The sequence below is a fragment of the Pantoea sp. XAF26B01_ASV70 genome, assembly GCF_054512635.1.
In genome coordinates, this window is record NZ_JBTNCJ010000004.1 from 1 (window position 1) to 22,583 (window position 22,583).

At 51.8% G+C, this 22,583-nt stretch carries 18 protein-coding genes; 7 read left to right on the forward strand and 11 right to left on the reverse strand.

The window, feature by feature from the left end; genetic code table 11:
* On the forward strand, positions 1-1,074 hold the full coding sequence (locus tag ACX8ZY_RS23280; protein WP_010256943.1) for a RepB family plasmid replication initiator protein: 1,074 nt from the start codon (positions 1-3) through the stop codon (positions 1,072-1,074).
* Between the two features lie 1,362 nt (positions 1,075-2,436).
* Here ACX8ZY_RS23280 and ACX8ZY_RS23285 read toward each other — a convergent pair.
* From ACX8ZY_RS23285 to ACX8ZY_RS23300, 4 genes are all read right to left on the reverse strand, one after another.
* Positions 2,437-3,624: a diguanylate phosphodiesterase gene (locus ACX8ZY_RS23285; RefSeq protein ID WP_421665545.1), complete on the reverse strand. Its 1,188-nt coding sequence runs from the start codon at positions 3,622-3,624 to the stop codon at positions 2,437-2,439.
* Between the two features lie 251 nt (positions 3,625-3,875).
* Positions 3,876-4,085: a YdgH/BhsA/McbA-like domain containing protein gene (locus tag ACX8ZY_RS23290; RefSeq protein WP_022624235.1), complete on the reverse strand. Its 210-nt coding sequence runs from the start codon at positions 4,083-4,085 to the stop codon at positions 3,876-3,878.
* A 199-nt stretch (positions 4,086-4,284) separates the two neighbouring features.
* The gene (locus ACX8ZY_RS23295) at positions 4,285-6,069 is read right to left on the reverse strand and encodes a GGDEF and EAL domain-containing protein (RefSeq protein ID WP_010256951.1); all 1,785 of its coding nucleotides are present in this window, start codon (positions 6,067-6,069) and stop codon (positions 4,285-4,287) included.
* Positions 6,070-6,589: 520 nt separating this feature from the next.
* Positions 6,590-6,814 (reverse strand): DUF3606 domain-containing protein, encoded by a 225-nt coding sequence (locus tag ACX8ZY_RS23300; protein WP_033770153.1) that lies wholly within the window; start codon positions 6,812-6,814, stop codon positions 6,590-6,592.
* A gap of 368 nt (positions 6,815-7,182) precedes the next feature.
* On the opposite strand from ACX8ZY_RS23300, the gene ACX8ZY_RS23305 reads away from it, so the two are divergent.
* Together ACX8ZY_RS23305 and ACX8ZY_RS23310 are read left to right on the forward strand one after the other, a co-directional pair.
* Positions 7,183-7,422: a transcriptional regulator gene (locus tag ACX8ZY_RS23305; protein ID WP_421665546.1), complete on the forward strand. Its 240-nt coding sequence runs from the start codon at positions 7,183-7,185 to the stop codon at positions 7,420-7,422.
* A 175-nt stretch (positions 7,423-7,597) separates the two neighbouring features.
* Positions 7,598-8,086: an Hsp20 family protein gene (locus tag ACX8ZY_RS23310; protein ID WP_421665547.1), complete on the forward strand. Its 489-nt coding sequence runs from the start codon at positions 7,598-7,600 to the stop codon at positions 8,084-8,086.
* Between the two features lie 73 nt (positions 8,087-8,159).
* On the opposite strand, the gene ACX8ZY_RS23315 is transcribed toward ACX8ZY_RS23310, so the two are convergent.
* The 3 genes from ACX8ZY_RS23315 to ACX8ZY_RS23325 form a co-directional block, all read right to left on the reverse strand.
* Complete coding sequence (locus ACX8ZY_RS23315) at positions 8,160-8,924, reverse strand: MerR family transcriptional regulator (RefSeq protein WP_010256962.1); 765 nt, start codon at positions 8,922-8,924, stop codon at positions 8,160-8,162.
* Between the two features lie 195 nt (positions 8,925-9,119).
* The gene (locus ACX8ZY_RS23320; protein ID WP_010256969.1) at positions 9,120-9,329 is read right to left on the reverse strand and encodes a CsbD family protein; all 210 of its coding nucleotides are present in this window, start codon (positions 9,327-9,329) and stop codon (positions 9,120-9,122) included.
* A gap of 171 nt (positions 9,330-9,500) precedes the next feature.
* Complete coding sequence (locus ACX8ZY_RS23325) at positions 9,501-10,718, reverse strand: diguanylate phosphodiesterase (protein WP_010256973.1); 1,218 nt, start codon at positions 10,716-10,718, stop codon at positions 9,501-9,503.
* Positions 10,719-11,676: 958 nt separating this feature from the next.
* Here ACX8ZY_RS23325 and ACX8ZY_RS23330 point away from each other — a divergent pair.
* Positions 11,677-11,910, forward strand: a complete 234-nt coding sequence (locus ACX8ZY_RS23330) for a hypothetical protein (protein ID WP_033781058.1) — start codon at positions 11,677-11,679, stop codon at positions 11,908-11,910.
* A 75-nt stretch (positions 11,911-11,985) separates the two neighbouring features.
* Here the strand turns inward: ACX8ZY_RS23330 and ACX8ZY_RS23335 are convergent, their stop codons facing one another.
* The gene (locus ACX8ZY_RS23335) at positions 11,986-12,315 is read right to left on the reverse strand and encodes a hypothetical protein (protein WP_010256979.1); all 330 of its coding nucleotides are present in this window, start codon (positions 12,313-12,315) and stop codon (positions 11,986-11,988) included.
* Positions 12,316-12,965: 650 nt separating this feature from the next.
* On the opposite strand from ACX8ZY_RS23335, the gene ACX8ZY_RS23340 reads away from it, so the two are divergent.
* Together ACX8ZY_RS23340 and ACX8ZY_RS23345 are read left to right on the forward strand one after the other, a co-directional pair.
* A complete protein-coding gene (locus tag ACX8ZY_RS23340) occupies positions 12,966-14,624 on the forward strand; it encodes a methyl-accepting chemotaxis protein (protein ID WP_010256982.1) in 1,659 nt (552 codons plus the stop codon).
* A gap of 602 nt (positions 14,625-15,226) precedes the next feature.
* Positions 15,227-17,152: a methyl-accepting chemotaxis protein gene (locus ACX8ZY_RS23345; protein ID WP_010256986.1), complete on the forward strand. Its 1,926-nt coding sequence runs from the start codon at positions 15,227-15,229 to the stop codon at positions 17,150-17,152.
* A gap of 55 nt (positions 17,153-17,207) precedes the next feature.
* Here ACX8ZY_RS23345 and ACX8ZY_RS23350 read toward each other — a convergent pair whose 3' ends face one another.
* From ACX8ZY_RS23350 to ACX8ZY_RS23360, 3 genes are all read right to left on the reverse strand, one after another.
* Positions 17,208-18,008: an MBL fold metallo-hydrolase gene (locus ACX8ZY_RS23350; RefSeq protein ID WP_421665548.1), complete on the reverse strand. Its 801-nt coding sequence runs from the start codon at positions 18,006-18,008 to the stop codon at positions 17,208-17,210.
* A 77-nt stretch (positions 18,009-18,085) separates the two neighbouring features.
* Positions 18,086-19,201, reverse strand: coding sequence for a metallophosphoesterase (locus ACX8ZY_RS23355; RefSeq protein ID WP_033759918.1), 1,116 nt, complete (start codon positions 19,199-19,201; stop codon positions 18,086-18,088).
* Positions 19,202-19,438: 237 nt separating this feature from the next.
* Positions 19,439-21,766 (reverse strand): FdhF/YdeP family oxidoreductase, encoded by a 2,328-nt coding sequence (locus tag ACX8ZY_RS23360; protein WP_010256995.1) that lies wholly within the window; start codon positions 21,764-21,766, stop codon positions 19,439-19,441.
* 267 nt (positions 21,767-22,033) lie between these two features.
* Here ACX8ZY_RS23360 and ACX8ZY_RS23365 point away from each other — a divergent pair, with 267 nt between their 5' ends.
* Positions 22,034-22,564, forward strand: a complete 531-nt coding sequence (locus ACX8ZY_RS23365; RefSeq protein ID WP_231905497.1) for a cyclophilin-like fold protein — start codon at positions 22,034-22,036, stop codon at positions 22,562-22,564.
* Positions 22,565-22,583: the final 19 nt, after the last annotated feature.

The following is a 22,583-nucleotide window of genomic DNA, read 5'->3' on the forward strand; positions in this document are numbered from 1 at the left end:
ATGCCAAGAAAAGAACCAGATATCCTGAACATAGCTGATGCGTTTAGCGAAACAGATAAACGTACAGGTGAAGTTGTTACTCTTACTCCCAACAGTAACAACACCGTCCAGCCGGTAGCATTGATGCGACTCGGTTTATTTGTTCCGACGTTAAAATCCACAGCGCGCAGTCAGAAAAACCAGATGAACGCCATGGATGTGACCCAGGATCTTAAACAGTTATCCCTGGTCAGGTCAGAAGGCTATGACAACATTAAGATTCTGGGTGCCCGCCTGGATATGGATAATGATTTCAAAACCTGGGTCGGGATCATTCGTGCATTCGCTACGCATGAGTGTCTGGGAGACACGGTAACGCTCTCTTTCGTTGAATTTGCCAAACTATGCGGCATACCCTCAGTGCGTCTCTCCTCGAAGCTCAGGAGCCGTCTGGATGCTTCGCTGACGCGTATTGCCTCTAACACCCTGACTTTTACCAGCAAGGGCGGAGAGAACTACACGACGCACCTGGTGCAGTCTGCGAAATACAGCATCAAGAAGGACACGGTAACGCTGCAGGCCGATCCCAAGATCTTTGAGCTGTATCAGTTCGACAGAAAGGTTCTGCTGCAGCTTAAAGCCATCAATGAGCTGGCACGCAAAGAGTCTGCTCAGGCGCTCTACACCTTCATTGAAAGCCTTCCGCCGAAGCCTGCGCCGATATCTATGGCGCGTCTGCGCGCAAGACTTAACCTGACATCGCGTGTGATTACCCAGAATGCCACCGTCAGAAAGGCCATGGAGCAGTTAAAAGAGATCGGCTATCTCGACTACACCGAAACCCGACGTGGCTCATCAGTCTACTTCTGGGTTCATTATCGTCATCCTAAGCTGCGCCCGGCCGAACTGCCGCTCAGTAAGTCAGGCCTGATCGATGATGAGATGGATGAGTTTGACGATCTTGATATCGATTCCGACGTAATTGACGTCAGCCTGCCTGAACCGGTGATTGAAGAGGATAGCAGTGAGCTGGTGATGGTCTCGCGTGAAGAAAAAGAGCTACTGAACAAAATCAGGAAGCAGAAGAAGCAATGACACGCTTTCTGCTAGCATGCTACTCCGCTTTCAATCTCTTATCGGGAACGCCGGGCTGAAACGCAATAACCACTGTAGCGAGTAACGTTACTCACTATAGTGGTTACCAGCACGACAGCAACATACGTAACGCCTGTCTGAACAGGGCTAATCGCGCTATTCATCACTCTCCATCGGCAGGACCTGAATTGAGCCCGGTGCTGTGTTTACTCTCTATAGTGGTTAGTCTCTCCCGGAAGAGCGGCCTCAAAAGCGTAATAGCCAGAATGAGACCCAATGTTCACTCGCTTTAGTGGTTACTTACCTGATCACAGCACAGAAAGTACGCCCGTCATGAAGTATTCAAGCAGGCTGTGCAGGGGAATTGGTGTCATTACTCTACTCGCTATAGTGATTATCTCCTCCGTTAACGCGCTTTTTCATCTCCGTTTTGTCCATCCAGGGTGAGTAAACTACTCGCTACAGTGGTTATCAGGTTGTTTTATCGCTAAAGCGTTCAGTTAATGATCAGATACTGGCGCTGATGAATGCGATATTCTCGCTACAGTGGTTGTTAATTGGGAGCAGAAATGGGGAGCTTACTCGCTATAGTGGTTGTTATTGTCACTGGCCTATGCTCGATATAGTGGTTACCTTAAATAGAGTAAGCACTCACTATCATTTATTGCACTGTCAGTAAAAGACTTCCTGTTAAATTGCCAAATTCCCACACCTAAAAATGGTTACTCGCCACAGCCGTTAAACGGTGTGCCGTGCTTCAGATTTTTGCAGTTAAAGAGCTTAGCTGCATTCATAAAAGCACCTTTGCGAGGACCCACACAGGGCGGATTCTGCAATCAAGGGTCAAAATTCATTGTTGAGAGGGAGATCGGTTTTTTACTCGCTATAGTGGTTATGACTGAATGAAACCGTACCTGGAGTACCTGAAACAAAGGCTAATGCGCCTTCGCGCTGCAATTTAGAAGGACGGATGACGATTTACTTGCTCTGCTTACTCGCTACAGTGGTTTCCGAACCCTGAATATCGTTACTTTACTCGCTACAGTGGATAGGCGATGAAGTTCGATCCTAAAAAGGATCCGCCACTGATTTGCTTACTGGAAGAGTTAAACAGGTAACTTTACTCGCTACAGTGGTTATCAAATAGAACTAAGCCAGAATGAGTACAGAGATTGAGGCATGGCCGGAACCATCAGGAAGGCGCTGCCGTTATCCCTGTCACAAGAACGGGTCCGATGGGGGCGCAGGGGAGGGGAGGTGTTTAGCGGGGCCGATGCGGCTTTGATACTGCTCTGCAGGACATCGGTGAAGAAAGCGGACTCGCGCTGACGTACCGCTTTATCACCGTTGGGACAGAGAGTGTTACATCGCCTCCCGATATTCCGGCCAGGCAACGGATTGTGCTTCATAACGCCCTGCGGCTGCGAACAGCGTGCCCTGGAAGTTGATCACACCTGCAGCCTCCAGCCACATCCACTCTTCTGCCTGTACGATCCCTGCCGCGATGACGGTAATTTCCAGCGCGGAACAGCATTTAATAATCGCCTGAACCACCGCCTGCTTTGGCCCACTGCGATGAACATCGCGGGTGATACCGGCATCAATACGAATGCGGTCGGGCTGAATGTGAGTCAGCAAGGACAATCCCGCGGAGCCGTCACCAAAATTGTCGATCGACAGACTGATTCCGACCGCTTTTAGCGCGCGTACGGCTTCAGAGAACGCTTCCAGCTGCGAGATCACTGCGGTTTCACTTACGCCAACAACAACCTGTTCAGGAACCAGTCCCGCCTGATGAATAGCGGTCACAATATGATCGACGGCATTGGGTATCACTACAAGCGTCATAGGCAGCAGGCTGACGTACAGTGTCATACCGTCCGGGCAGACCAGGCCAGCATGGGCAAACGTCTTTTTCACGGTTTCCAGATCGTTAACATAAAGCTGATCGCCTGAGATGTCGTCGGCGGGAGCAGGTCGCAGAGTGGTCGCTTCAATCGCTGTGACCTGACGAGCGAGGGGATCCACCACCGGGCGAAAGCTGACGCCTTCTGTCTCCGGACGGGAGTCCGGCACATCATTGTGCTCAGAAATAAACTCCCAGTAACCCGGGGGGAGGACCTCGTAGTAGTTCTCTTTCTCACGAGACTCTACAAACGTGCGCAGGAATTGCAGTGCCCGATCATCATAGGTCAGACGATATTTTGACGTCCCTTTATCCAGCACGGCCTGCAGCAGCGACGAGCGATCGTGTTCACGCAGGTCAAAGAGGGCCATGCCCGCATTACCAAAGCGGCGGTAAGGCGCATAGTCGCGCATCAGCTCCACCACATTGTGGTGCCGTCGATCTGCACAAATTCTCTGATAGACTGCCTGAATGCCTGCTTCCGGACCCTCAAGTAATTGAAAAAAATGGGTACCGTTAAATAATAAGATGCCGGTCACGTCGTGAGCCGCATTTATTTTGCTGGCGTTGTCGACCATCGCAGGCAGGGTTCTGATGGAGAAGTCATCTGAAATATGGCTGCGGTATATTATGGTAGTCAGCATGTGCAGCTCCGTTTTATAAGATTGTTGCGCACACGCTAGCATTGTTCAAAAAATGTTTCATCTCTCCTTATTCACTGTCGCACAGACTGCACCACGGCAGGTGACAATAAGCGAAACGGCAAATTGTGGGGCACGGTTCCAACAATCGTAATGGGATCAGAGACGCTGAACCTGAGCAGACGAACTCATGCTTCCTGCATACTAAAAAAGGCCGCCGTAGTGGCAGCCTCATCGTATTGAAGGGGGAAATGTTATTTGATCAGTTCAGCAGAGACATAAGCACGATTATCAACGCGTGCGCCGGTAATTTTATAGGATGCGCCTGCATCTTTGGCCTGTGCCGCGACTTTCGCTTCAGCAGCATCCAGGGTAGACGCGGTAGCGGTAATAGTCTGGGCAAAACTACCGAATGAAATCAGAGAAAGTGCAGTAACAGCAACGAAAGTTTTGATGGAGTTCATGGTCAATTCCTTAGCGTATTTCAGTCAGGGAGAGGCGTTTTGCCTCGATGGAATGAATGATAGGCGCGATCTCGCCAGACTGATATAGCTAACTTTTGCTGATATTGATCAAATATTTTGAATATGACTTATAGGGAATATCAGAGCTCGATCTGATAGCTGAAAATGCAATCTGATATCAGATTGCGCCAGCTCCAGATTAATGACACTCGCCACGCAGCTTCCAGTGCAGCCAGTGATCCAATGCTTCTTCGTTTAACGGCTTCGAATAGAAATATCCCTGAGCCTGATCGCAGCCATACTCGGTCAGGGATGTTACTGCATCCGGACACTCAACCCCTTCTGCCACCACGGTATAGTCCAGCTCTTTAAGCATGGCGATGATGCTGCGTGCAATAATGCGTGAAGCCGTGTCAGAGGAAAGCTCACTGATCAGGGAACGATCCAGCTTAATCACATCAAGCGGCATGCGACGCAGATAACTGATATTGCTGTAGCCGGAACCGAAATCATCGAGTGAAATAGTGAATCCTCGTGCTCTGAGCATCTCCAGCCCGCGCAGGGCGGTCGGGCTTTCAAGGATACGTTCGGTTTCCAGACATTCGATTCCCAGCAGAGAGGTCGGGAGCTTAGATTTGACCATCTTACTTTCAAGTGCTGAAGCGAACCCCTCGCGCGCAAAGTCACGTACGCTGACGTTTATCGTTAGCGGCAGCTGGATACAGTTATTCCTCAGCCGGCTAAGGCGCTCAACCGCCCGATCGATAATCCAGGCTGTCAGCACAGAGAGCAGATCGGTCTGCTCAGCCAGCGGGATAAAGGCGGCAGGTGAAAGTTCGCCCCGGCTGGGATGTTGCCAGCGGATAAGCGCTTCCAGACCCACGGGTTTACCACTTTGCAGGCAAATTTTCGGCTGATAGACCATATATAGCCCGGTGTTCTCGCGTAATGCCGTTTTAAGATCGGTCATCAGCAGGAAATCTTCTGAACGCTGCGTTTCAGCCTCAGCGTCAAAGCGCTGAGAGGGCAGGCCGCGGCCGACCGCTTCATGCAGCGCACTGACCGCACGGCCTAATATTTCAGATGCTGGCATGCTGCCAGCGACAAAGTCAGCCTCACCGGTATGGGGAGTCAGCGCGACTGACAGACCTTCATCCATGTCCGCACTGATACCTTCCAGACGACCGGCTACCCACGCGGCACTGAGTCGGCTATCCGCTCGGGTCAGGATAGCAAAGCGGCCGGTGGCCACCGTATAGATCATCTCCCCAACCGCCGGCCGCAGGCGCAGCGGCAGCAGAGTGGCCATATCTTTCAGCAGGCTCTCAACCGGGCTCATTCCCATGGTGCGGGCCAGTTCATAAGCACGCGACATATCGATGCAATCAATCAGAACCAGACGGCGTGGCGTGGTATCGCCGGCAACGGCAAGATATTGCAAATCACGTATCAGGCGCTGACGGTTAGGTAGCCCGGTCACCGGATCGGTAAAACCCGCCGAGTGCCAGGCTTCAAGAAAAGACATTACCAGCGTAGAGAGCAGCGTTAAGGTCGTCACCTGGTCACTGGGAAACGCATGCGGTTCGGTGTCGGTCACACATAGTGTGCCCAGAATAATGCCATCGCGTGTTTTCAGTGGCACACCGACATAAAAGCGGATAAAGGGTGAGCCAGTGATCAGGGGATGCGTGACAAAACGCGCATCGTAATAAGTATCAGGGACGATCACCGCACTGTCGCTATCAACCACGTGACGACAAAGTGAATCCGCACGCGTTGAGCGTTGCAGTTCAAAATTGTGTGATGCCCGAACGGTCTGGAACTCATCATCCAGCACCGATATAAAGCTGCCCGGGATACCCAGGGCCTGACTGGCTAACCGGACAAACTTCCGGAGAACTTCATCGCGGCTTTCATCAGGGTCGCGCAACGCCTGTAAGGCGCGGCTGCGGCGCTCATTGTCGCCGTTTAAATTGTTTAACATGTGTGTAGAACCCCCGCACCGGCTGATTACGGAGCGAAAAAAGAAAACTGTCCGGAGCGAAATGTGATTCGGGCGGCAGGAATTATGGCGTGATTTTTTATTTTCAACTTGATAATAAGGGACTATGCAGCGGGTGTCTCTTAATATTTTCTTTAACGCATTAAAGGGGTTGTTACGATTCGAAAATTTAATCGAAGATGCGCCTGATTATTTACATTTGTACATTTTATATAGCCAGGAGAGGGTTTTTACGGTTGTTAATGTTTATTTTCCGTCAGGAGATGAATAAGCATTCAGGGTGGTTAATGTTATTTCTAAGTCAGTTTTACAATTAAACAGGTCTGCAGCCAGAGACGGATCGCTATCCGCTGGTTGCTCAGGAAGATAACCTATTAAAAATACAGGTAAAAGCCTGAAAAAATGAAGACCGGCAGATATGACCTGTCAGTGTACTCCTGACTGCTATAGGTCAATCCACCGCAAGACCGCCAGTAACGCGTCGCTTCAGACAGTAATCAATTTAACCTTTCATGCCGTGTATGAATTGTGTCGGACGACGTGGCGGCGGGTTTTGCTCCAGCCAGTCACGAACCTGTTCGGTCCGCGGCCCTCGCTCGCGGATCGCGCGTGTCAGCCTTTCCTGAGTTGTCCTCAGTTCCTGGGTCCAGTAGGTGATTTGCCACTGTTCACGAATTTCCACCTGCGACAGATCGTCGGGCGAGCGACGCTGGATAGGATTTTTCATTCATTATCCTCCTCTTTTTCAATGATTCTGCCTGAACATGACCCTCAGGCTATACCTCTATCCTGATGAAGAAAGGGCGCTTGAGGTAGCGGAATAATCCCTGAATGGCCCTTAAGGCAAATAACAGGATAATTCCTGGCAGGAGGAATAAAGCACTCTATGGAAATAGAAAAGTCTCCGTCAGGGCGAAATATGCCGCTTCGCTTATAAAAAATCATGCATAATTTTTAAACCTGAAATTTGACATTTATTTAAAATAGTCAATTATTCTGTGGTCTTTTCGTTATGGCCGCTCTCAGGTCGCTTCGCTTTTATTGATGGTGAAGCGCTGTGCCTTTGCGGTTTAATCATGTTGAAGGAGTCTTTGTTTGCTGAATCGTCCCCCCAGGCCGCCTGTGGTCGTCCAGAGTAATGTGCGTGAACTTCGTCTTGCCGCCGGGCTCTCACAGCAGAGCGCTGCTGAGCGTTTTGACCTTAGCCTGCGCGTCTGGCAAACCAAAGAAGCCGCAGGTAACCCGACACTATTAAGTCAGGGAGAATATGAGTTGCTGTTATTACTGGCTGGCTGTCATCCCCATTTTGCTCTTGCACCTCAGAGCAAAAAGTAACGGCTGCGTTAATACCCTGAAATTTATTTCTGTGGTAACCGGCTGTCTGATAACGGTAAAAAAATTATATTTACCAACTTGAAAACTGACTACTGATCCCTATTTATGGAGATGATCGGAAATATGAGCCCGATCAGATGAACTTTTGGATGAACCTGTTCAGGAGATTATCACCATGTCAGTACAACAATTTTCAGTGTTCCCTTCGCTGTCTGATTCAGTCTTTTCAGACCGCTTTAATCGCATCGATAAATTGTTCAGTCAGCTTACTGGCGACAGCCCGGTAACGTCGGTTCCCGCTTACGATCTGCAGCGGGTTGAGGATAATCGCTATGCGTTGACCGTCAGTGTACCTGGCTGGAAAGAGCATGAACTGGAGATCGAGTTACGAGGCGGACGGCTTTCAGTGGCCGGTCACAGAGAGAAACCGTCACAGGAAGCGTCTGGCGAGGCCCGGGAAGAGAACACCAGCTGGATCCACCGCGGCATTTCCCGACACGATTTCCAGCTGAGCTTTTCCATTCCAGAGCACATGAAGGTCACCGGAGCCAGCCTGGCGGAAGGTCTGCTTAGCATTGATCTGATCCAGGAAATACCGGAGAGCGAGAAACCGCGCCGTATCCCGATTGCGATCGGCGGTCAGCGAACTATTGAACATCAGTAACATGAACAGGGCGGAAACGGCACAGGCTGTTTCCGCCTTTTTATTCACTGGCAGGTAAGAAAGTCAAAAGAGTTCAGGCGCTGGCTGCCATAAGGCTGATTTGCGACGGTAAGCCGGTATTCGTTCCGGTCAGCATGATCGGTTCACCCGCCTCAAGACTGGAGTGAAATGCAGCCTTCATCGATGCACTGATACCATCACCACACCACATCAGATGATGCTCAAAGCGGCGTTGCGCCACGGCGGGGATACCTGACGCATCTGCTGCAACTTCAACCCGAAAGCCCTGTCCGTTAAGCCGTATCGCTTCCATCCAGATCTCGGTTTCATCTGTGACGCTGACTGCTTCAAGAAACAGCGGTACGGTGCTGCGTCGTTGTGAGGCCAGCGCCAGGCGCTCCCACTGACTGACTACCGCTGAATGAAAGCGCTGCTGGCGCCGCGCCGCACCTTCGCTGAGATCAGTGCGCAGCCAGAGGTTGAGCGGCCGCAGGTAGCGATTAACATAATCATCACCACAATAGTCGGTATTCATCATCTGTAGTTCGCGATCAACATCTGCGTCCGTATTATGCGCCAGCAGGTGCAACATATCCTCTTCCCGGCAGGCCCAGCCGCCAGGCAGCGCAACGCTGGGCCAGTTAAATGCAGTATGGATATCAAAAAGCGTATGACCCCCTGAGGTCATTTCACGCACACAGAGCGCACGCGTAAGCTGATTATCTGAGTAACCAGCAGGGCCAGGCGGCGTTATCAGCCCGGCACGGCGCCAGCGGCGCAGAGTTTCAGGAAGAACACCGACGAGACCACATACGGTGTCGGTAGAGTGCTGAGGCATAATTGATATCCGGAAGGCATTGAGATCCCATGAACAGGGAAGATGACGCAGTATGCGCGTCAGGAATAAATAAAGAAACAATCATTTCCAAAATCTGCCGGTGTATCGTGTGCTGAGATGGCAGTGGGTGAGGGGGATTAAACAGGGGTACAGGGCAGATGCCGGACGCAGAGACGCCCGGCGATTAAGCACACGTTACCAGTGGTACTTGTTGGAATCTTCCCACTCTTTCACTTCTTTTTCGGCACGATCTTTCTCGTAGCCGTAGCGTTCCTGAATTTTACCGACCAGCTGATCGCGCTTCCCTTCTACAACGGTCATATCGTCATCCGTAAGATCACCCCATTTTTCCTTAACTTTACCTTTGAACTGCTTCCAGTTACCGCCAATGCGATCTTCGTTCATGGTGACTCTCCCATTTCCGGTTGTTGTCCAGTGACCTGATGAATATCTGTGTTGCCTGAAGGCTGTCAGATGAATCAAGCATGGCACAGCTTTTGCCTTTTGCAGCGAAGCGGTGTGAGCCGCATCAAATTATGGGCAAAAGGGAAGGAAAGGGGATTATCACGGCGGGGTCTATTCCGGGCGTCGTGCTGGCCAGCTTACTGCAGGCAGGGCATTGAGGGCTGGACGGGCAAACAGAAAGCCCTGGTAATAGCGCACCCCGGCACCTTCCAGCCAGAGCCACTCTTCAATTTTTTCAACCCCTTCCGCAATAACCGTAATTTCCAGCGCCTGACAGCATTTAATGATGGCCATCACAATCGCCTGACGCGGGCCACTGCGGTGGATATCGGTGATCAGCTTGCGATCGATTTTCACTTTGTCGGGCTGGAAATCGGCTAACAGCGACAGGCCAGCGAAACCGGCGCCAAAATCATCGAGCGCCAGGCTGATCCCGGCCGCTTTCAGCTGCTGGACAGCAAACTGGAATGCGTCGAAGCGCGAGATGATCTCATCTTCGGTCACCTCAACCACCACCTGCTCTGGTCGCAATCCCTGCTGCCTGATCTGCTGGATAAGATGTTCAACAGCATCATCGATTACCACCAGCGACATGGGCAGCAGGTTGACGGAGAGCGTCTGCTCGCGCAACCCCAGATGTCTGGCCAGCTGGAAAGCGTAGGTTTTAGAGTGCAGATCGCCCTGATAACGCTCGCTTTCTGGCAACTGTGAAAAGTAATCAGCGGGTGATGCGCCGTGCTGGCCACGTATCAAGGCTTCACAGGAGACAATCCGGCGATTTGCTGTATCCACAATAGGCTGTAGCGCAAATTCACAACGCTGACCCGGTGCCGGTTGCCAGGCTGGCTGAGATTCGGAGGTGACGGGTGTTGTCAGCGTCCACTGACTGGCAGGATCAATTTTGATAAACGTCTCTTTATCCCGCCCCTCGACGAAAGAACGCAGGAACTTCACCACCCGGTCATCTCTGATCCGTTCATCACTCAGGGTAACCCGCTTAAGCAGGGCATCCACTACGGTGTGTTTCTGATAATCACGTAAATCAAATAAGGCCATACCGGCATGACCGAAGCGACGCGCAGGGGCGTAATCCCGCATCAGCTCAATCAGGTTAAAATGCCGCTCATCCTGACTGATACGCTGGAAAACCGTGTGAACGTTGTCGACGCTACCCTCCAGCACCTGAAAAAAGTGCTGTCCGTCATAGAGCAGTATCCCGGTGACTTCAGCCTCAGCATTTTTGATACTGGCGCGCTCCACCAGCGCTTTCAATCTCTCTGGCGAGACAGAACCCGCAAGCTGGCTACGGTAAATAAGGGTGGAGAGCATAATCAGACTCACGTGGCAGAAAGTTACTGATTAAACATATCACAGAAATATTGCTGGTTAAGCGCACAACTACGACCATTATGCCGTTATATTTGCAGCATTAATTTAATCGTAGATTCAGGTAGTACTAAAGGATTCGACAATCAGGACATCAGATCGCAGTGCGGCAATAACCGGGCATAGAAATGAAGGGAAAAGAAAAACCCCCATAAAATCGGGGGCGAACAGCAGATATAGCGCATTATTATAACGTTACAGCTTCCCTGGTGAGGCGCTGGTCAATCTGATATTGCCAGATTATTACGCACTTTTTATTCTCCTTACCACGTCATTCTGGCGAGGCTTTTAAGCGGGTAAAAATCCGTTTATTTGCTATTTCGGAAAATTGTTTTGAGATTCAATCCACTGTTTCAGGCTTCAGGCGATGTCAGCACAACCAATGAATTATCAGGTTACAAATCAACCACTTTTCCAGACACTCCCTTAACGTCATCAGCACAGTAGTCAGCAACGCATGAACGTTGTCGGTCTGCAGAGACAATCAGATGTTGATATCTGCCTTATCTGAAAAAAGTGCCCCCTGTAAAAGGGGGCAAGGGTAGGAGTCAGATCACTCTGTAAAAGAAGTGGATTTCATTACAGAGCCATTCAAAGATAGGGCAAAAACGATGTTTATGCCGCTACGGTTAACTCTTTTTTTAATTAGATATCAAACAATTAAAAAGCTAACAATATTCAATGGCTATTTAAATCAATACTTTAATCAGATATGAAAACGATTTCTAAGATTAGGATTAAAGTCCTGTTTCGGCTGCTGGTTCTGCTATAAATGGCCACAATTAAGCCATTGCTTAGCGATCTGAGACTGGTAAACAGAGCAGACTTGACCCTTAAAGCGAATAATTGTACTGTTTATATATACAGCATATTATCGATTGAGAGCCGGTGTGGGGTAGAGATGTCACAGGATGATGAGGTCTGGTCAGCATTCAAAGAGGCGGTGAGGCGGGATGATACCGGTCAGTGCACAGTGAGTACCCGGGATTTTGTGGCTGAACTGGAACAACGCAAATCACCTCACACGCTTCGGGCCGCGAATACCTGGATCGAGATGCATATCACGACTTTCAGTGATATCTCAATTGAGCCCGGGGAATGTCGGCTGTTCCGTGTGCCTGCGGCGCGTGATTAAAACGTGCCGCAGCGCAGACAGGATAAGAAAGGGTTTCAGCCTGACTGCTGTAACAGATACAGGCTGAAGCAGGCATCAGAGCCTGGATGTGTTCCGACGCATGTCAGACCGATCCTGGAATTTAGGATTCGCGGGGAAGCTCTTCTCGCACGCCATGCGCGCCAGATTCAATGCGACTTTGCGTTTTTTAAGCTTTAACTTCGGCAACCACTCTTTGAACTGTGCCGTTAGCGACGCTGCCTGCTGCTCGTTGGTGACACGACAGATAAATAGCTTGCTCTTGGTCTGACGACTGACATCAATGGCATAGATCTCTACACCTGCGCTGCACACTTCATATTCAACATCCGTAAACTGCATGTGTGGCCAAAGACCGGTTCTGGTTTCAAATGTGGCTAAATCCATGACGACTACCTTTTTTTATTTTAAGCGTTATTGCTACCCAACAGACTAAAGCCTGGTCGGGCCAGTGAGCATAGACCAGATTCAGCATTCCGCCAGCGATTTCACTGATTTAATCTGGCCCTGACACAAAAGGCTAAAATCTCCCACCGTCGCCTGTTATCTGACAGGTAGCCAGTCATCCTCTTATCAGAAAATCTGATGACAGACTGTCATGCTGGTTTTTCACCCCTTCAGCTCTTCAGCTCTTCAGCTTTACAAGCCCTGCCTTTGCTGCGTCTGCGACGGTATCCCACGAATTTAAATCGCCTTCTCCTTAACAATTATCATCAGCATCGCTGTTGAATTAGCGGGCTAATTATCAGATCCAAATGAATGGCTGCTTCCGCTTCATTGTGACCATCCGGCAGTGGAAATCTTCTGACAGGAGATGTGGCAAATTTATCTCAGATGATGAGATGTAAAAAGGTGTGTCAAAATAAAAATGAATAAATGGCAGAGTAGTGTTCTGGCTAGTTCACTCTGTACCATTCGCAAGGAAAAATAAAAAAATATATTCGCCATGCTTAATTAAAGCCCTGCAGACAAGAGCCGATAAGAACGATCCAACTTTAAATTATGTCCAGATTATTCTTTTTTTGCCGGGGGCAAGTATGACTATTACACAACGTCTGGTATTGATTTTCTCACTGCTTGCAATGTCACTGATTGCGCTGGTGATTATCTCTTTATCAGTAATTTCGGGCTTTCAATCCCGCTTTGAATATGTACAGATGAACGCAATACCCAGCATTCGCGATCTCAATAAATCGATCAGCGTGACCAATCAGTTGGGTATTGCGCTTTATCGCCACCACAGCACCAGCGATGCGGCAAAATTCCCTGCTGCGGAAGAGCGCATTGAGAATCTGCTTACGCAGATTAAGTCGCTCAATGATTACTACATGGCTAACGACATCTCGAACGATGAAGACAAAGCGATGACGGAACAGGCCTATAAAAATCTGGATGCGGTCCGCAGCGCATTGCCGGCATTTCTTGCCGCGTCACGCGCCCATAATGATGCGGTCACGCTGCCGTTATTGCAGAGTGAGGGCGGTATTGGTGCCGCATCCCGTAAGATGGAAGCGGATTTCACTCGTCAGATTCAGCTGAATATCGATATTGGCGAACAGCTCAGGGCGGAGAACAAGCGCGTTTATAGCCAGACCCTGTGGGCGATGTCTGGCGGATCGCTGCTGCTTATTCTGATACTGGCCGGTTTCTCCACTAAGGTGATTCTCGGCATCAAAAAGAGCCTCTCAGGCATGGTCAATACCATGACGCAGGTGAGTCATACCCTCGACCTGACTCATACCGCGGAGGTCCGCAGTAAGGATGAGATCGGCAAAACGGCGATGGCATTTAATCAGCTGCTGGCGCGCGTTTCCGGCACGCTGCTCTCCGTCAGTCACGCCGCGCAATCGGTGAGTACCGGATCAACGCAGATAGCGGCGGGCAACGAAGATCTCTCTGCACGCACGGAAGAACAGGCGGCTTCACTGGAGCAAACCTCAGCCAGCATGGCGACACTGAGCGAAACGGTGCGACAGAACTCAGAAGGTGCGCAACAGGCCAGCAGCCTGGCAAATAACGCGAATCACATGTCAATCCAGAATGGGACGGCGGTGAAGCAGATGCTCAGCACCATGGATGAAATCCGCGCCAGCTCTGCCAAAATCTCTGAAATTACCGGACTGATTGAAGGCATCGCGTTTCAGACCAATATTCTGGCGCTGAATGCGGCAGTCGAGGCAGCGCGTGCAGGCGAGCATGGTCGCGGCTTCGCCGTTGTTGCCTCTGAAGTGCGCAATCTGGCGCAGCGCTCCTCTTCTGCCGCCCGTGAAATTAAGGATCTTATCTCAACATCGGTTTCACAGGTCGAGCACGGTTTAGAGCAGGCCAGCGGCGTTGGATCTAACAGTGAAAATGTCCGTCAGGCGATTCAGCAGGTGGCCGATCTGGTCAATGAGATTGCGGCGGCTACCTCTGAGCAGAGTAAAGGCATTGAACAGGTTCATCAGGCCATTGGCCAGATGGATGAAGTGACGCAACAGAACGCCTCGCTGGTGGAAGAGGCCTCATCCGCCTCTAAGTCGCTGCAGGAGCAGGCAGAAACGCTGTCGGGGCTGGTGGCGACCTTTAAGCTGGAAAGCGATAACCGTGCAGTACAGTCGCAGCAGACCGCTGCAGTACGGCGTCCGGTATTACACACAAAGCAGCCTGAGCACCAGACCATCGACCTGACTAAGGCGAACTGGGAAAGTTTTTAATAGTTGAGCAGTAACTTAAGGGCCTCCACAATGTGGGGGCTTTTTTTATCTTAAATCAAAATAAATAAAGCGGCTTTTCCTGAAATAAATATAATATGAAATCGATTTCATTTTAAAATCGCAAATAACTCTTTAGGGTTATAAGGTTTAAATTGGAATTTGCCGGGCGTAGATATTTGTTTTGATAGTCTGGTGATAATGAGTCAGATACAGGCAGGATGTCAGTTATCGGCTATTCATGATGTAACTTGAATTTATTTATCTTCAAAACAATAACGCTGAAGTCAGGCTCGTTGCTTAATGCTTTTTGCCAGGTGTTTTTATTTCAATTTTATGATTTGTAAGGTATTTTTTTAAGTTTGGCTTAGGCAGATATTGAAGTAAATATTGTCATTTTATTCACTGTAAAATAACGCGGCGCAATCTATACTCCCTTCCGTGTTATATGTACTTCTGATTTTTTTACGAAACTCCTTTCTTCATAGCGACATTGTGCTGCATGAGGCATCTCTGGCTATGTCAAAGAAACGGTAAAAATAATATTACGAAAGCTATTTCGTGCGCTACACACCTGCACGTCTCACACATCAGAGCGGAAAAGAATGAAAAAAATACTCGACCGGATTAATTTGCCAGCGAAATTCCTGTTACTCGGATCCTTTGCGCTGGTGCTGTTTATTTTACCCACCTTTCTGTTTATTCAGACGGGCAACCAGCTTATTGATACAAAGAATGTGGAACTGACCGGTATACCGGTCGAAAGAAAGGTGCTCAAGTTGCTGAACTTGCTGCAGCGGCACCGTGCGGAAAGCGCGATCGCTATCTCGCTGAACAAGCCAGATAACGCGCCACGTATGGCGTTGGTCAGTGAGGTTAATCGCTTATCTCAGACGATTGCTGACGAATTACGTCAGAATAATGAGCAGGCGCAGCCGCTGAAGCGGCTGGAGCGGGTTAATCAGGAGTGGAGCCAGCTGCAGAACGATATTAACGCGGGCAAACTGACCCTGGCAACCAGCCTGACGCGACATGCTCAGCTGATTCAGGTGCTACTCGATACGAACCAGGATGTACTTGATTTTTATCAGCTATCGCTGGATGCCGATCTGAATACCTACCAGCTGATTGTCAGTATCTTTAGTCGCCTGCCGCAACTGACTGAAACGCTGGGACAGATTCGTGCTAGCGGCACGTCGCTGATTGCGGGTGGGAATGTGTCGGATGCCGATCGCAGCCGCATGGCATTTCAGCTTGATTATGGCAAAACGGCGCTGAGACAGTTTAGCGGCAACATGGATAAAGTATTTTCCATTGAGCCAGATCTTAAAACCACCTTTGGCAATCTGGCACAGGATGCGAACCAGCAGGCGCTGAGTGCGCTGAATCTGGCTGATAGTGTCTTTGTCAGCGGTCACGCCAGCGTGACGCCGGTTGACTATGTACGGATCTTTACCCAGGCGATTAACCGTTACGGCGAGCTGGGTGAACAAACCAGCCATCGTCTGGAAGGAATGATGCAGACGCAGATCCAGGAACGCCGCTATGCGCAATATCTGTTACTGGCAGGTCTGTTTGCCGTCGCGCTGCTGGCCATTCTGCTGGCCGTGATGATCACCCGTTCTGTTACCCGGCCGGTTAAAGAAGCGGTCGAAGTTGCCAGCCGCGTCGCGGCGGGCGATCTGACGGCACAGCTGAACGTTTCCGGCAGCAATGAGATGGCTGAGCTGCTGAATGCACTGATGCGGATGCAGCAGCGTCTTGCTCAACTGGTGTCGGATATCAAAGGTAACGCGGCTACCATCGCCAACTCCTCAGAAGAGATTGCCCGTGGCAATGGCGATCTGTCGTCGCGCACCGAGCAACAGGCGGCTTCACTGGCTGAAACGGCTGCCAGCATGGAGCAGCTGGCGGCAATCATTCAGCAGAACGCGGATAACACGCGCTTTGCCTCTGCCCGTGCAGAATCTGCCACGCAGGCTGCACTCTCCAGTGGTGCAGCAATGGATTCGGTGATGGAGACCATGCACAAAATTCGTGGCAGCTCAGGTAAAATTGAAGAGATTACCTCGGTGATCGACAGTATCGCCTTCCAGACCAACATTCTGGCACTGAATGCGGCCGTTGAAGCGGCACGCGCCGGTGAGCAGGGTAAAGGTTTTGCGGTCGTCGCGTCGGAAGTGCGGGCACTGGCACAACGTTCAGCCAGTGCAGCTAAAGAGATCAAGGGTCTGATTGAGCAGTCAGTCGGCCACGCGCAGGAAGGGATCGCCATGGCGCAGAACGCAGGCGATAAGGTGAAACAGAGCGTCAGCGCCATTGAACAGACCTCTCAGCTGATGCGCGACATCACTTCTTCATCCGAAGAGCAGAGCAGTGGTATCTCGCAGGTCAATATTGCGGTGAACCAGATGGATCAGGTGACGCAGCAGAACGCCGTGCTGGTTGAAGAGTCGGCCTCCTCAGCTGATGAGCTCGCCGCGCGCGCAGGGCAGTTACGTACGATGGTTGCGGTGTTCCAGACCGCATAATGGTGTTAAACAGCCGCCTGTGGGTGGCTGTTCTCTTCTCAGCGTTTATTCCGCGCTACGCCTGATGATCCTGCAGACAGGCCAGATACTTCTCGCCCGACCGCATCACCTTCTCTTTTGCCTGCTGATGGATATCCTGCCCTTCAAACGCGCCATACAGTTGCCCGAATGTCACGCCGGAGAGCCTATGCAGTATGTCGCCTACCGTAGCGGCTGACAGCGGAAGCATATTCGGGTAGCTCCACATAAACGACACGCCATGCGCACCCGGCGTGACCTGGATAATATCACCCGCCAGAATCATCCCTTCTCCTTCGTCCCAGTGCAGCACGCTGCCGCCGGGAAAATGACCGCCCAGCCGTAACAGCGTCACAGAGGGCATCAGCGTCAGCGACTCGCCCTGCCATAACTGGATATGTGGACTCTTCCGCACAATCCATTGACGATCGCGGGCGTGCAGATGAATGGGCGCATTAAACGCTTCAGCCCACTCCTGCATGGTGGTGTAGTAGTGCGGATGTGAAATGGCGATAGCATCAATGCCGCCCAGCGCCGCGATCAGCGTATAGGTGGCATCATCAAGGTTGGCAATGCAGTCCCACAGCACGTTGCCGTGCGGCGTGCGCAGCAGAAAAGCGCGCTGGTTGATGGCAAACTCAGGCACGGTTTTAAGACTTAACAGCGCATCGCTGTGAGCCGTCCACTTATTGGAGTGGCTGGCGCGCAGTTCATCAAACGCGATCCAGCGCTGACCGGCGGCCGGAACGTACTGGCGTTCATCATCACAGATTTTACAGTGCTGATGAGTGGAATGAGCGGGATAAGCCGTTCCGCAGGCGGTACATAACATCGTCATGGTGATCTCCTTTGTCTCACTCAATCTTATGCACACCTGCGAAAACCGCACTTTCCTGAGGCTATTTCTTCACGCAACTACGGCTGGCGGCGAAGGGTAATCCGGGTGAGTTCTGAGGGACGACCCAGCCTCACCGCCATGCCTGGCCAGAGTGCCGTGCCGTTATTCACATAGAGCTGCATTCCGCCGACCTGATAAAGCCCGGAAACAAACCCGGCGTTGGGTTTAGCAAACAGCCTGTCCAGCCCGATAATCAGGCCGCCATGTGTATGTCCTGAGAGCTGCACATCCACGCCCTGCGCTGCGTTCTGGCGTGCATTGCGTGGCTGGTGATCCAGCAGGATTACCGGCGCGTTTTCAGGTGCCTGTTCCAGCGCGCGGGCCAGATCCGGGCCGACCGCGTTTCTGCCGGGTGCGGAGGCGTCCGGCAGGCCGGCAATCACCAGCTTTGCGGTTCCGCGCTGGATCACGGTATGGCTGTTGAGCAGAGGTTGCAGACCCAGTGAGGCCAGATGCGCCGTCCAGATTGCCTGATGGAAGAAATATTCATGGTTGCCGGTGATAGCCCATACGCCGTCAGGCGCTGCGAGCCCGCGCAGCGGCGCAACGTCCTGCCGCCGATGCGCCAGGTTGCCATCGATCACATCGCCCGTGACCACAATCAGATCGGCTTTGAGAGACATTGCCCGTTCAACCATTGCGGCGGTCCAGGCCGCATTAAACAACCGGGTGATATGCAGGTCGGTCAGCTGCAGCAGCTGATAGCCATCGAATTCAGCGGGCAGGTTGGGCAGCGCAAGAGTCACCTCTTTGACCGGCGGCACGCGTATCGCCTGCTGAACGCCAAAGGCAGCCAGTCCCATCGCCAGCACAACGGCCAGATAGCGAACACCGGGAACCAGCTCCAGCGGATGACGCAACAGCAGGGCAATCAGCATAACCGCATCCATCAGCATCTGAAGCAGCGCCAGCAGCAGCACGGTGCTGTACGCCCAGTTAAACAGAATGATGATGATGCGGGGCATTTCAGCGGAGAAGATCCCGCCCGAGGTAAAACGGCTCACCAGAAGATATTGTGACGCCAGCAGCACCAGAGCGGAGAGCAGGATCTTTACAACAAGTGGCAGGGACAAAGGAATAATGACGCGCGCAATTACATACCAGCTGGGTAAGCTGAAAATCAGGTGAAACATGGCATTTTTCCGGTAGGGCGCTGAACATCTGCGCAGGCAAAAAAGAGTCGATCGTTTATAGAGCCGTTTTCAGGACTGTAGTGTATATGATGTTACCGTCAGGCTTGCTTCACGTCGGGTGCTTTACAGGCGGTAAAGCAGGCAGAGAGGATCGATAAAACTTCAGAGTGAAACAAGGCAAACAGCGTGACCGGAGCACCGGCCACGCTGGCAACATTCGCAAATTGAGACGCCTGACTAGCGTAAAACGCCTGAGGTCGTCCGGGTCTCGTCAGTGACACGTTTCATGGATATCGGAATACTTTTATAGGCGGGAATGCCGCTTTTGGTATCGTGGCTGTCGAGCGGAACCATCACATTGGCTTCGGGATAGTAAGCGCCGACCGAACCTGGGGCCATATCAATAATCACGATGGTCAGGTTTTTCATCTGGCGCGAGGTGGGATTGCCATCCGGGTCCAGCGCCATCAGATCGACACGGTCACCGACCCGTAACTGTCGCTTCTCCGCCTCTTCTGCATTGATAAACAGCACATCGCGGCGGCCTGTCACGCCACGATAGCGGTCATTCAGCCCGTAAAGCGTGGTGTTGTACTGATCGTGACTGCGCAGGGTAGTGAGCACCAGATCATGGCACTTCAGTGACCGGGGATCTTCATTGATGCCCTGCATCACTTTAAACTGCGCATGGCCAGATGGCGTCAGCCAGACGCGCTCTGATGCGGCGTTATAGAGCCGGAATCCACCCGGATGCTTAATCCTCTCATTGAAGTTTTCAAACGCTGGGAACACCGCTTCAATGGCATCGCGGATGCGGCTGTAATCGGCTGCCATGGCCGACCAGTCAACCACGCTGTCCGGCAGCGTTGCCTTCGCCAGTGAGGCGACCAGCGCCGGTTCAGACTTAAGATGGGGTGAGGCGGGATCCAGCGAACCGCGTGAGGCATGCACCATCGACATCGAATCTTCCACGGTGACGCTCTGCGCGCCGGTTGCCTGAACATCGGTCTCTGTTCGGCCCAGCACCGGCAGCAGATAATTATGTTTACCCAGTAACAGGTGCGAGCGGTTCAGTTTGGTCGCCATATGCACCACCAGATCAAGATTGCGCATCGCCGGGAACGTGACCTGTGGATCGGAAATCGCTTCGGCCAGGTTGCCGCCCAGACACAGCAACGCTTTGGCTTTGCCGTCGCGCATCGCCTTTATTGCCTCAATGGCGCCGTGACCATGCTTCTGCGGCGGGCGGAAACCAAACACCCTCTCTATGCCATCCAGCAGCGACTGCGGCGGGATCTCTGTGATACCCACCGTGCGATCGCCCTGCACATTGGAGTGACCGCGTAACGGACAGATACCTGCACCCGGCTTGCCGATATTGCCGCGCATCAGCAGCAGGTTAGCGATTTGCTGCACGTTCTGAGTGCCGTACTGGTGCTGGGTAATTCCCATGCCATAACAGATGATGGTACGTTCAGCGCTGGCGTAGAGCCGGGCGATATGCTGGATCTCCTCACGCGCCATGCCCGAGACTTTCAGGATATGCTCCCAGTCCGTGCTTTCCAGGTCGGCTTTCAGGGCGTCAAAGCCTTCAGTGTGCTCAGTAATAAATGCTTCATCAATCACGCCGGGTTCGCCTTTGCTCAGCGCCTCCTCGTGCATAGTGAGCAGGATCTTCATCACCCCTTTCAACATCGCTGCGTCACCGCCCACCCTGACCTTGTAGTAGGTCGAGGCCAGCTCAGTGGAGCTCATTGACAGCATCTCAATCGGGCTCTGCGGCGAAGTAAAGCGCTCCAGCCCACGTTCACGCAGCGGATTGATCGCCACAATAGTGGCACCGCGTTTCGACACTTCCCGTAGCGTGCCCAGCATGCGCGGATGGTTGGTACCTGGATTGTGACCGATACAAAGCACCAGGTCGCAGTGATCAAAATCTTCCAGCTCTACCGTTCCTTTGCCGACGCCAATTGACTCCGGCAGCCCGACACTGGTCGGTTCATGGCACATGTTTGAGCAGTCGGGGAAGTTATTGGTGCCATATTCGCGGGCGAAAAGTTGCCACAGAAACGCCGCTTCATTGGAGGCGCGTCCCGAGGTATAAAACTCTACGCTGTCCGGATCGTCGTAGCTGCGCAGATGCTCTCCAATCTCCCGGAACGCCGTCTCCCATTCGATGGGCTGATAGGTATCCGTAGCGGCATCGTACTTCATCGGATGGGTCAGGCGGCCTTCGCCCTCCAGATGCAGTGCGCTGCGCTCCCACAGTTCAGTCACGGTATGAGCGGCAAAAAATTCCGGTGTGGTGCGTTTGCTGGTCGCTTCCCAGGAGACGGCTTTTGCGCCGTTTTCGCAGAACTCAAATGATGAGGCATGTTGCGGGTCGGGCCAGGCGCAGCCCGGACAGTCAAAGCCCTGCGGCTGGTTGACTTTAAACAGGGCGATCACATCCTGTTTCACAGACATCTGGCCGCGGATAGCATCGGCAACCGCCTTCAGTGCGCCCCAGCCTCCGGCGGCACCCCCATAAGGAGCGATGCCATTTGTGCGATTTTGCTCTTTCATAATGCTCCACATTGTCTCTGTTGTTATTTGTTAAGCCTGGTACAGAAATAGTTGCAACAACGTGGAAACTGGCTGTTATTCAGGGAAATTATTTCTCAAAATGTTTCGACAGTCCGAAACGTAAGCCGCAAATCAGTTCAGCACATCAGATGAAGCGCAGCGCATCCAGGCTATTGCAGAATAAGCGGTGCGCGAGTTCCGCCGACAGGAGGATGATGCAGGGAAAGGGTGAAGGATAAATCTTTACCATCAGATAACGGCGGGTAAGTGAGCCAGTTTATTCAGGGCTGGACGGCGATCGCAGTAACGCACTCCATGTCTGAACAGATGCGCCCTAATCCGGAGAGCAACCTTATGAAAAGAGCCTTACTTTTGCTGGTTTTACTTTCCACCTATAGTCTGATGCCCGTTAAAGCCAGTGGCCCGGTTCGGGCAGGAGAGCTGCGTCCCATGAAGATTATTATGACGATCAACCATCAGTCGTATGAGATTGCGCTGGCTGATAACGCCACCGCGAAAGCATTTGTACAGCAACTCCCGCTGACCATGACGATGGAGGAGCTGAACGGCAATGAGAAGTTTGCAGACCTGCCTGCTGCTCTTAATAGCGATCCGCATAAACCCGGCACGATCCAGCAGGGCGATGTGATGCTGTATGGCAATAAGACGCTGGTTCTTTTTTACGAGACATTCCAGAGCTCCTATAGCTACACGCCAATAGGAAAGGTGCTGTCGACAGATAGCCTCAAAAAGCGTGTCGGTGAGGGGGGGATTGACGTACGGTTCTCCCGGCCATAACTGATATCAAAATCTGAAA

Coding starts and splice junctions, on each gene's coding strand:
- ACX8ZY_RS23290 (WP_022624235.1), bottom strand. CDS start 4,085: ATGAACTCCATCAAAACTTTCGTTGCTGTTACTGCACTTTCTCTGATT.
- ACX8ZY_RS23345 (WP_010256986.1), top strand. CDS start 15,227: ATGAAAAAAATACTCGACCGGATTAATTTGCCAGCGAAATTCCTGTTA.
- ACX8ZY_RS23285 (WP_421665545.1), bottom strand. CDS start 3,624: ATGCTGACTACCATAATATACCGCAGCCATATTTCAGATGACTTCTCC.
- ACX8ZY_RS23335 (WP_010256979.1), bottom strand. CDS start 12,315: ATGGATTTAGCCACATTTGAAACCAGAACCGGTCTTTGGCCACACATG.
- ACX8ZY_RS23315 (WP_010256962.1), bottom strand. CDS start 8,924: ATGCCTCAGCACTCTACCGACACCGTATGTGGTCTCGTCGGTGTTCTT.
- ACX8ZY_RS23300 (WP_033770153.1), bottom strand. CDS start 6,814: ATGAAAAATCCTATCCAGCGTCGCTCGCCCGACGATCTGTCGCAGGTG.
- ACX8ZY_RS23325 (WP_010256973.1), bottom strand. CDS start 10,718: ATGCTCTCCACCCTTATTTACCGTAGCCAGCTTGCGGGTTCTGTCTCG.
- ACX8ZY_RS23310 (WP_421665547.1), top strand. CDS start 7,598: ATGTCAGTACAACAATTTTCAGTGTTCCCTTCGCTGTCTGATTCAGTC.
- ACX8ZY_RS23340 (WP_010256982.1), top strand. CDS start 12,966: ATGACTATTACACAACGTCTGGTATTGATTTTCTCACTGCTTGCAATG.
- ACX8ZY_RS23360 (WP_010256995.1), bottom strand. CDS start 21,766: ATGAAAGAGCAAAATCGCACAAATGGCATCGCTCCTTATGGGGGTGCC.
- ACX8ZY_RS23295 (WP_010256951.1), bottom strand. CDS start 6,069: ATGTTAAACAATTTAAACGGCGACAATGAGCGCCGCAGCCGCGCCTTA.
- ACX8ZY_RS23330 (WP_033781058.1), top strand. CDS start 11,677: ATGTCACAGGATGATGAGGTCTGGTCAGCATTCAAAGAGGCGGTGAGG.
- ACX8ZY_RS23320 (WP_010256969.1), bottom strand. CDS start 9,329: ATGAACGAAGATCGCATTGGCGGTAACTGGAAGCAGTTCAAAGGTAAA.
- ACX8ZY_RS23280 (WP_010256943.1), top strand. CDS start 1: ATGCCAAGAAAAGAACCAGATATCCTGAACATAGCTGATGCGTTTAGC.
- ACX8ZY_RS23355 (WP_033759918.1), bottom strand. CDS start 19,201: ATGTTTCACCTGATTTTCAGCTTACCCAGCTGGTATGTAATTGCGCGC.
- ACX8ZY_RS23350 (WP_421665548.1), bottom strand. CDS start 18,008: ATGACGATGTTATGTACCGCCTGCGGAACGGCTTATCCCGCTCATTCC.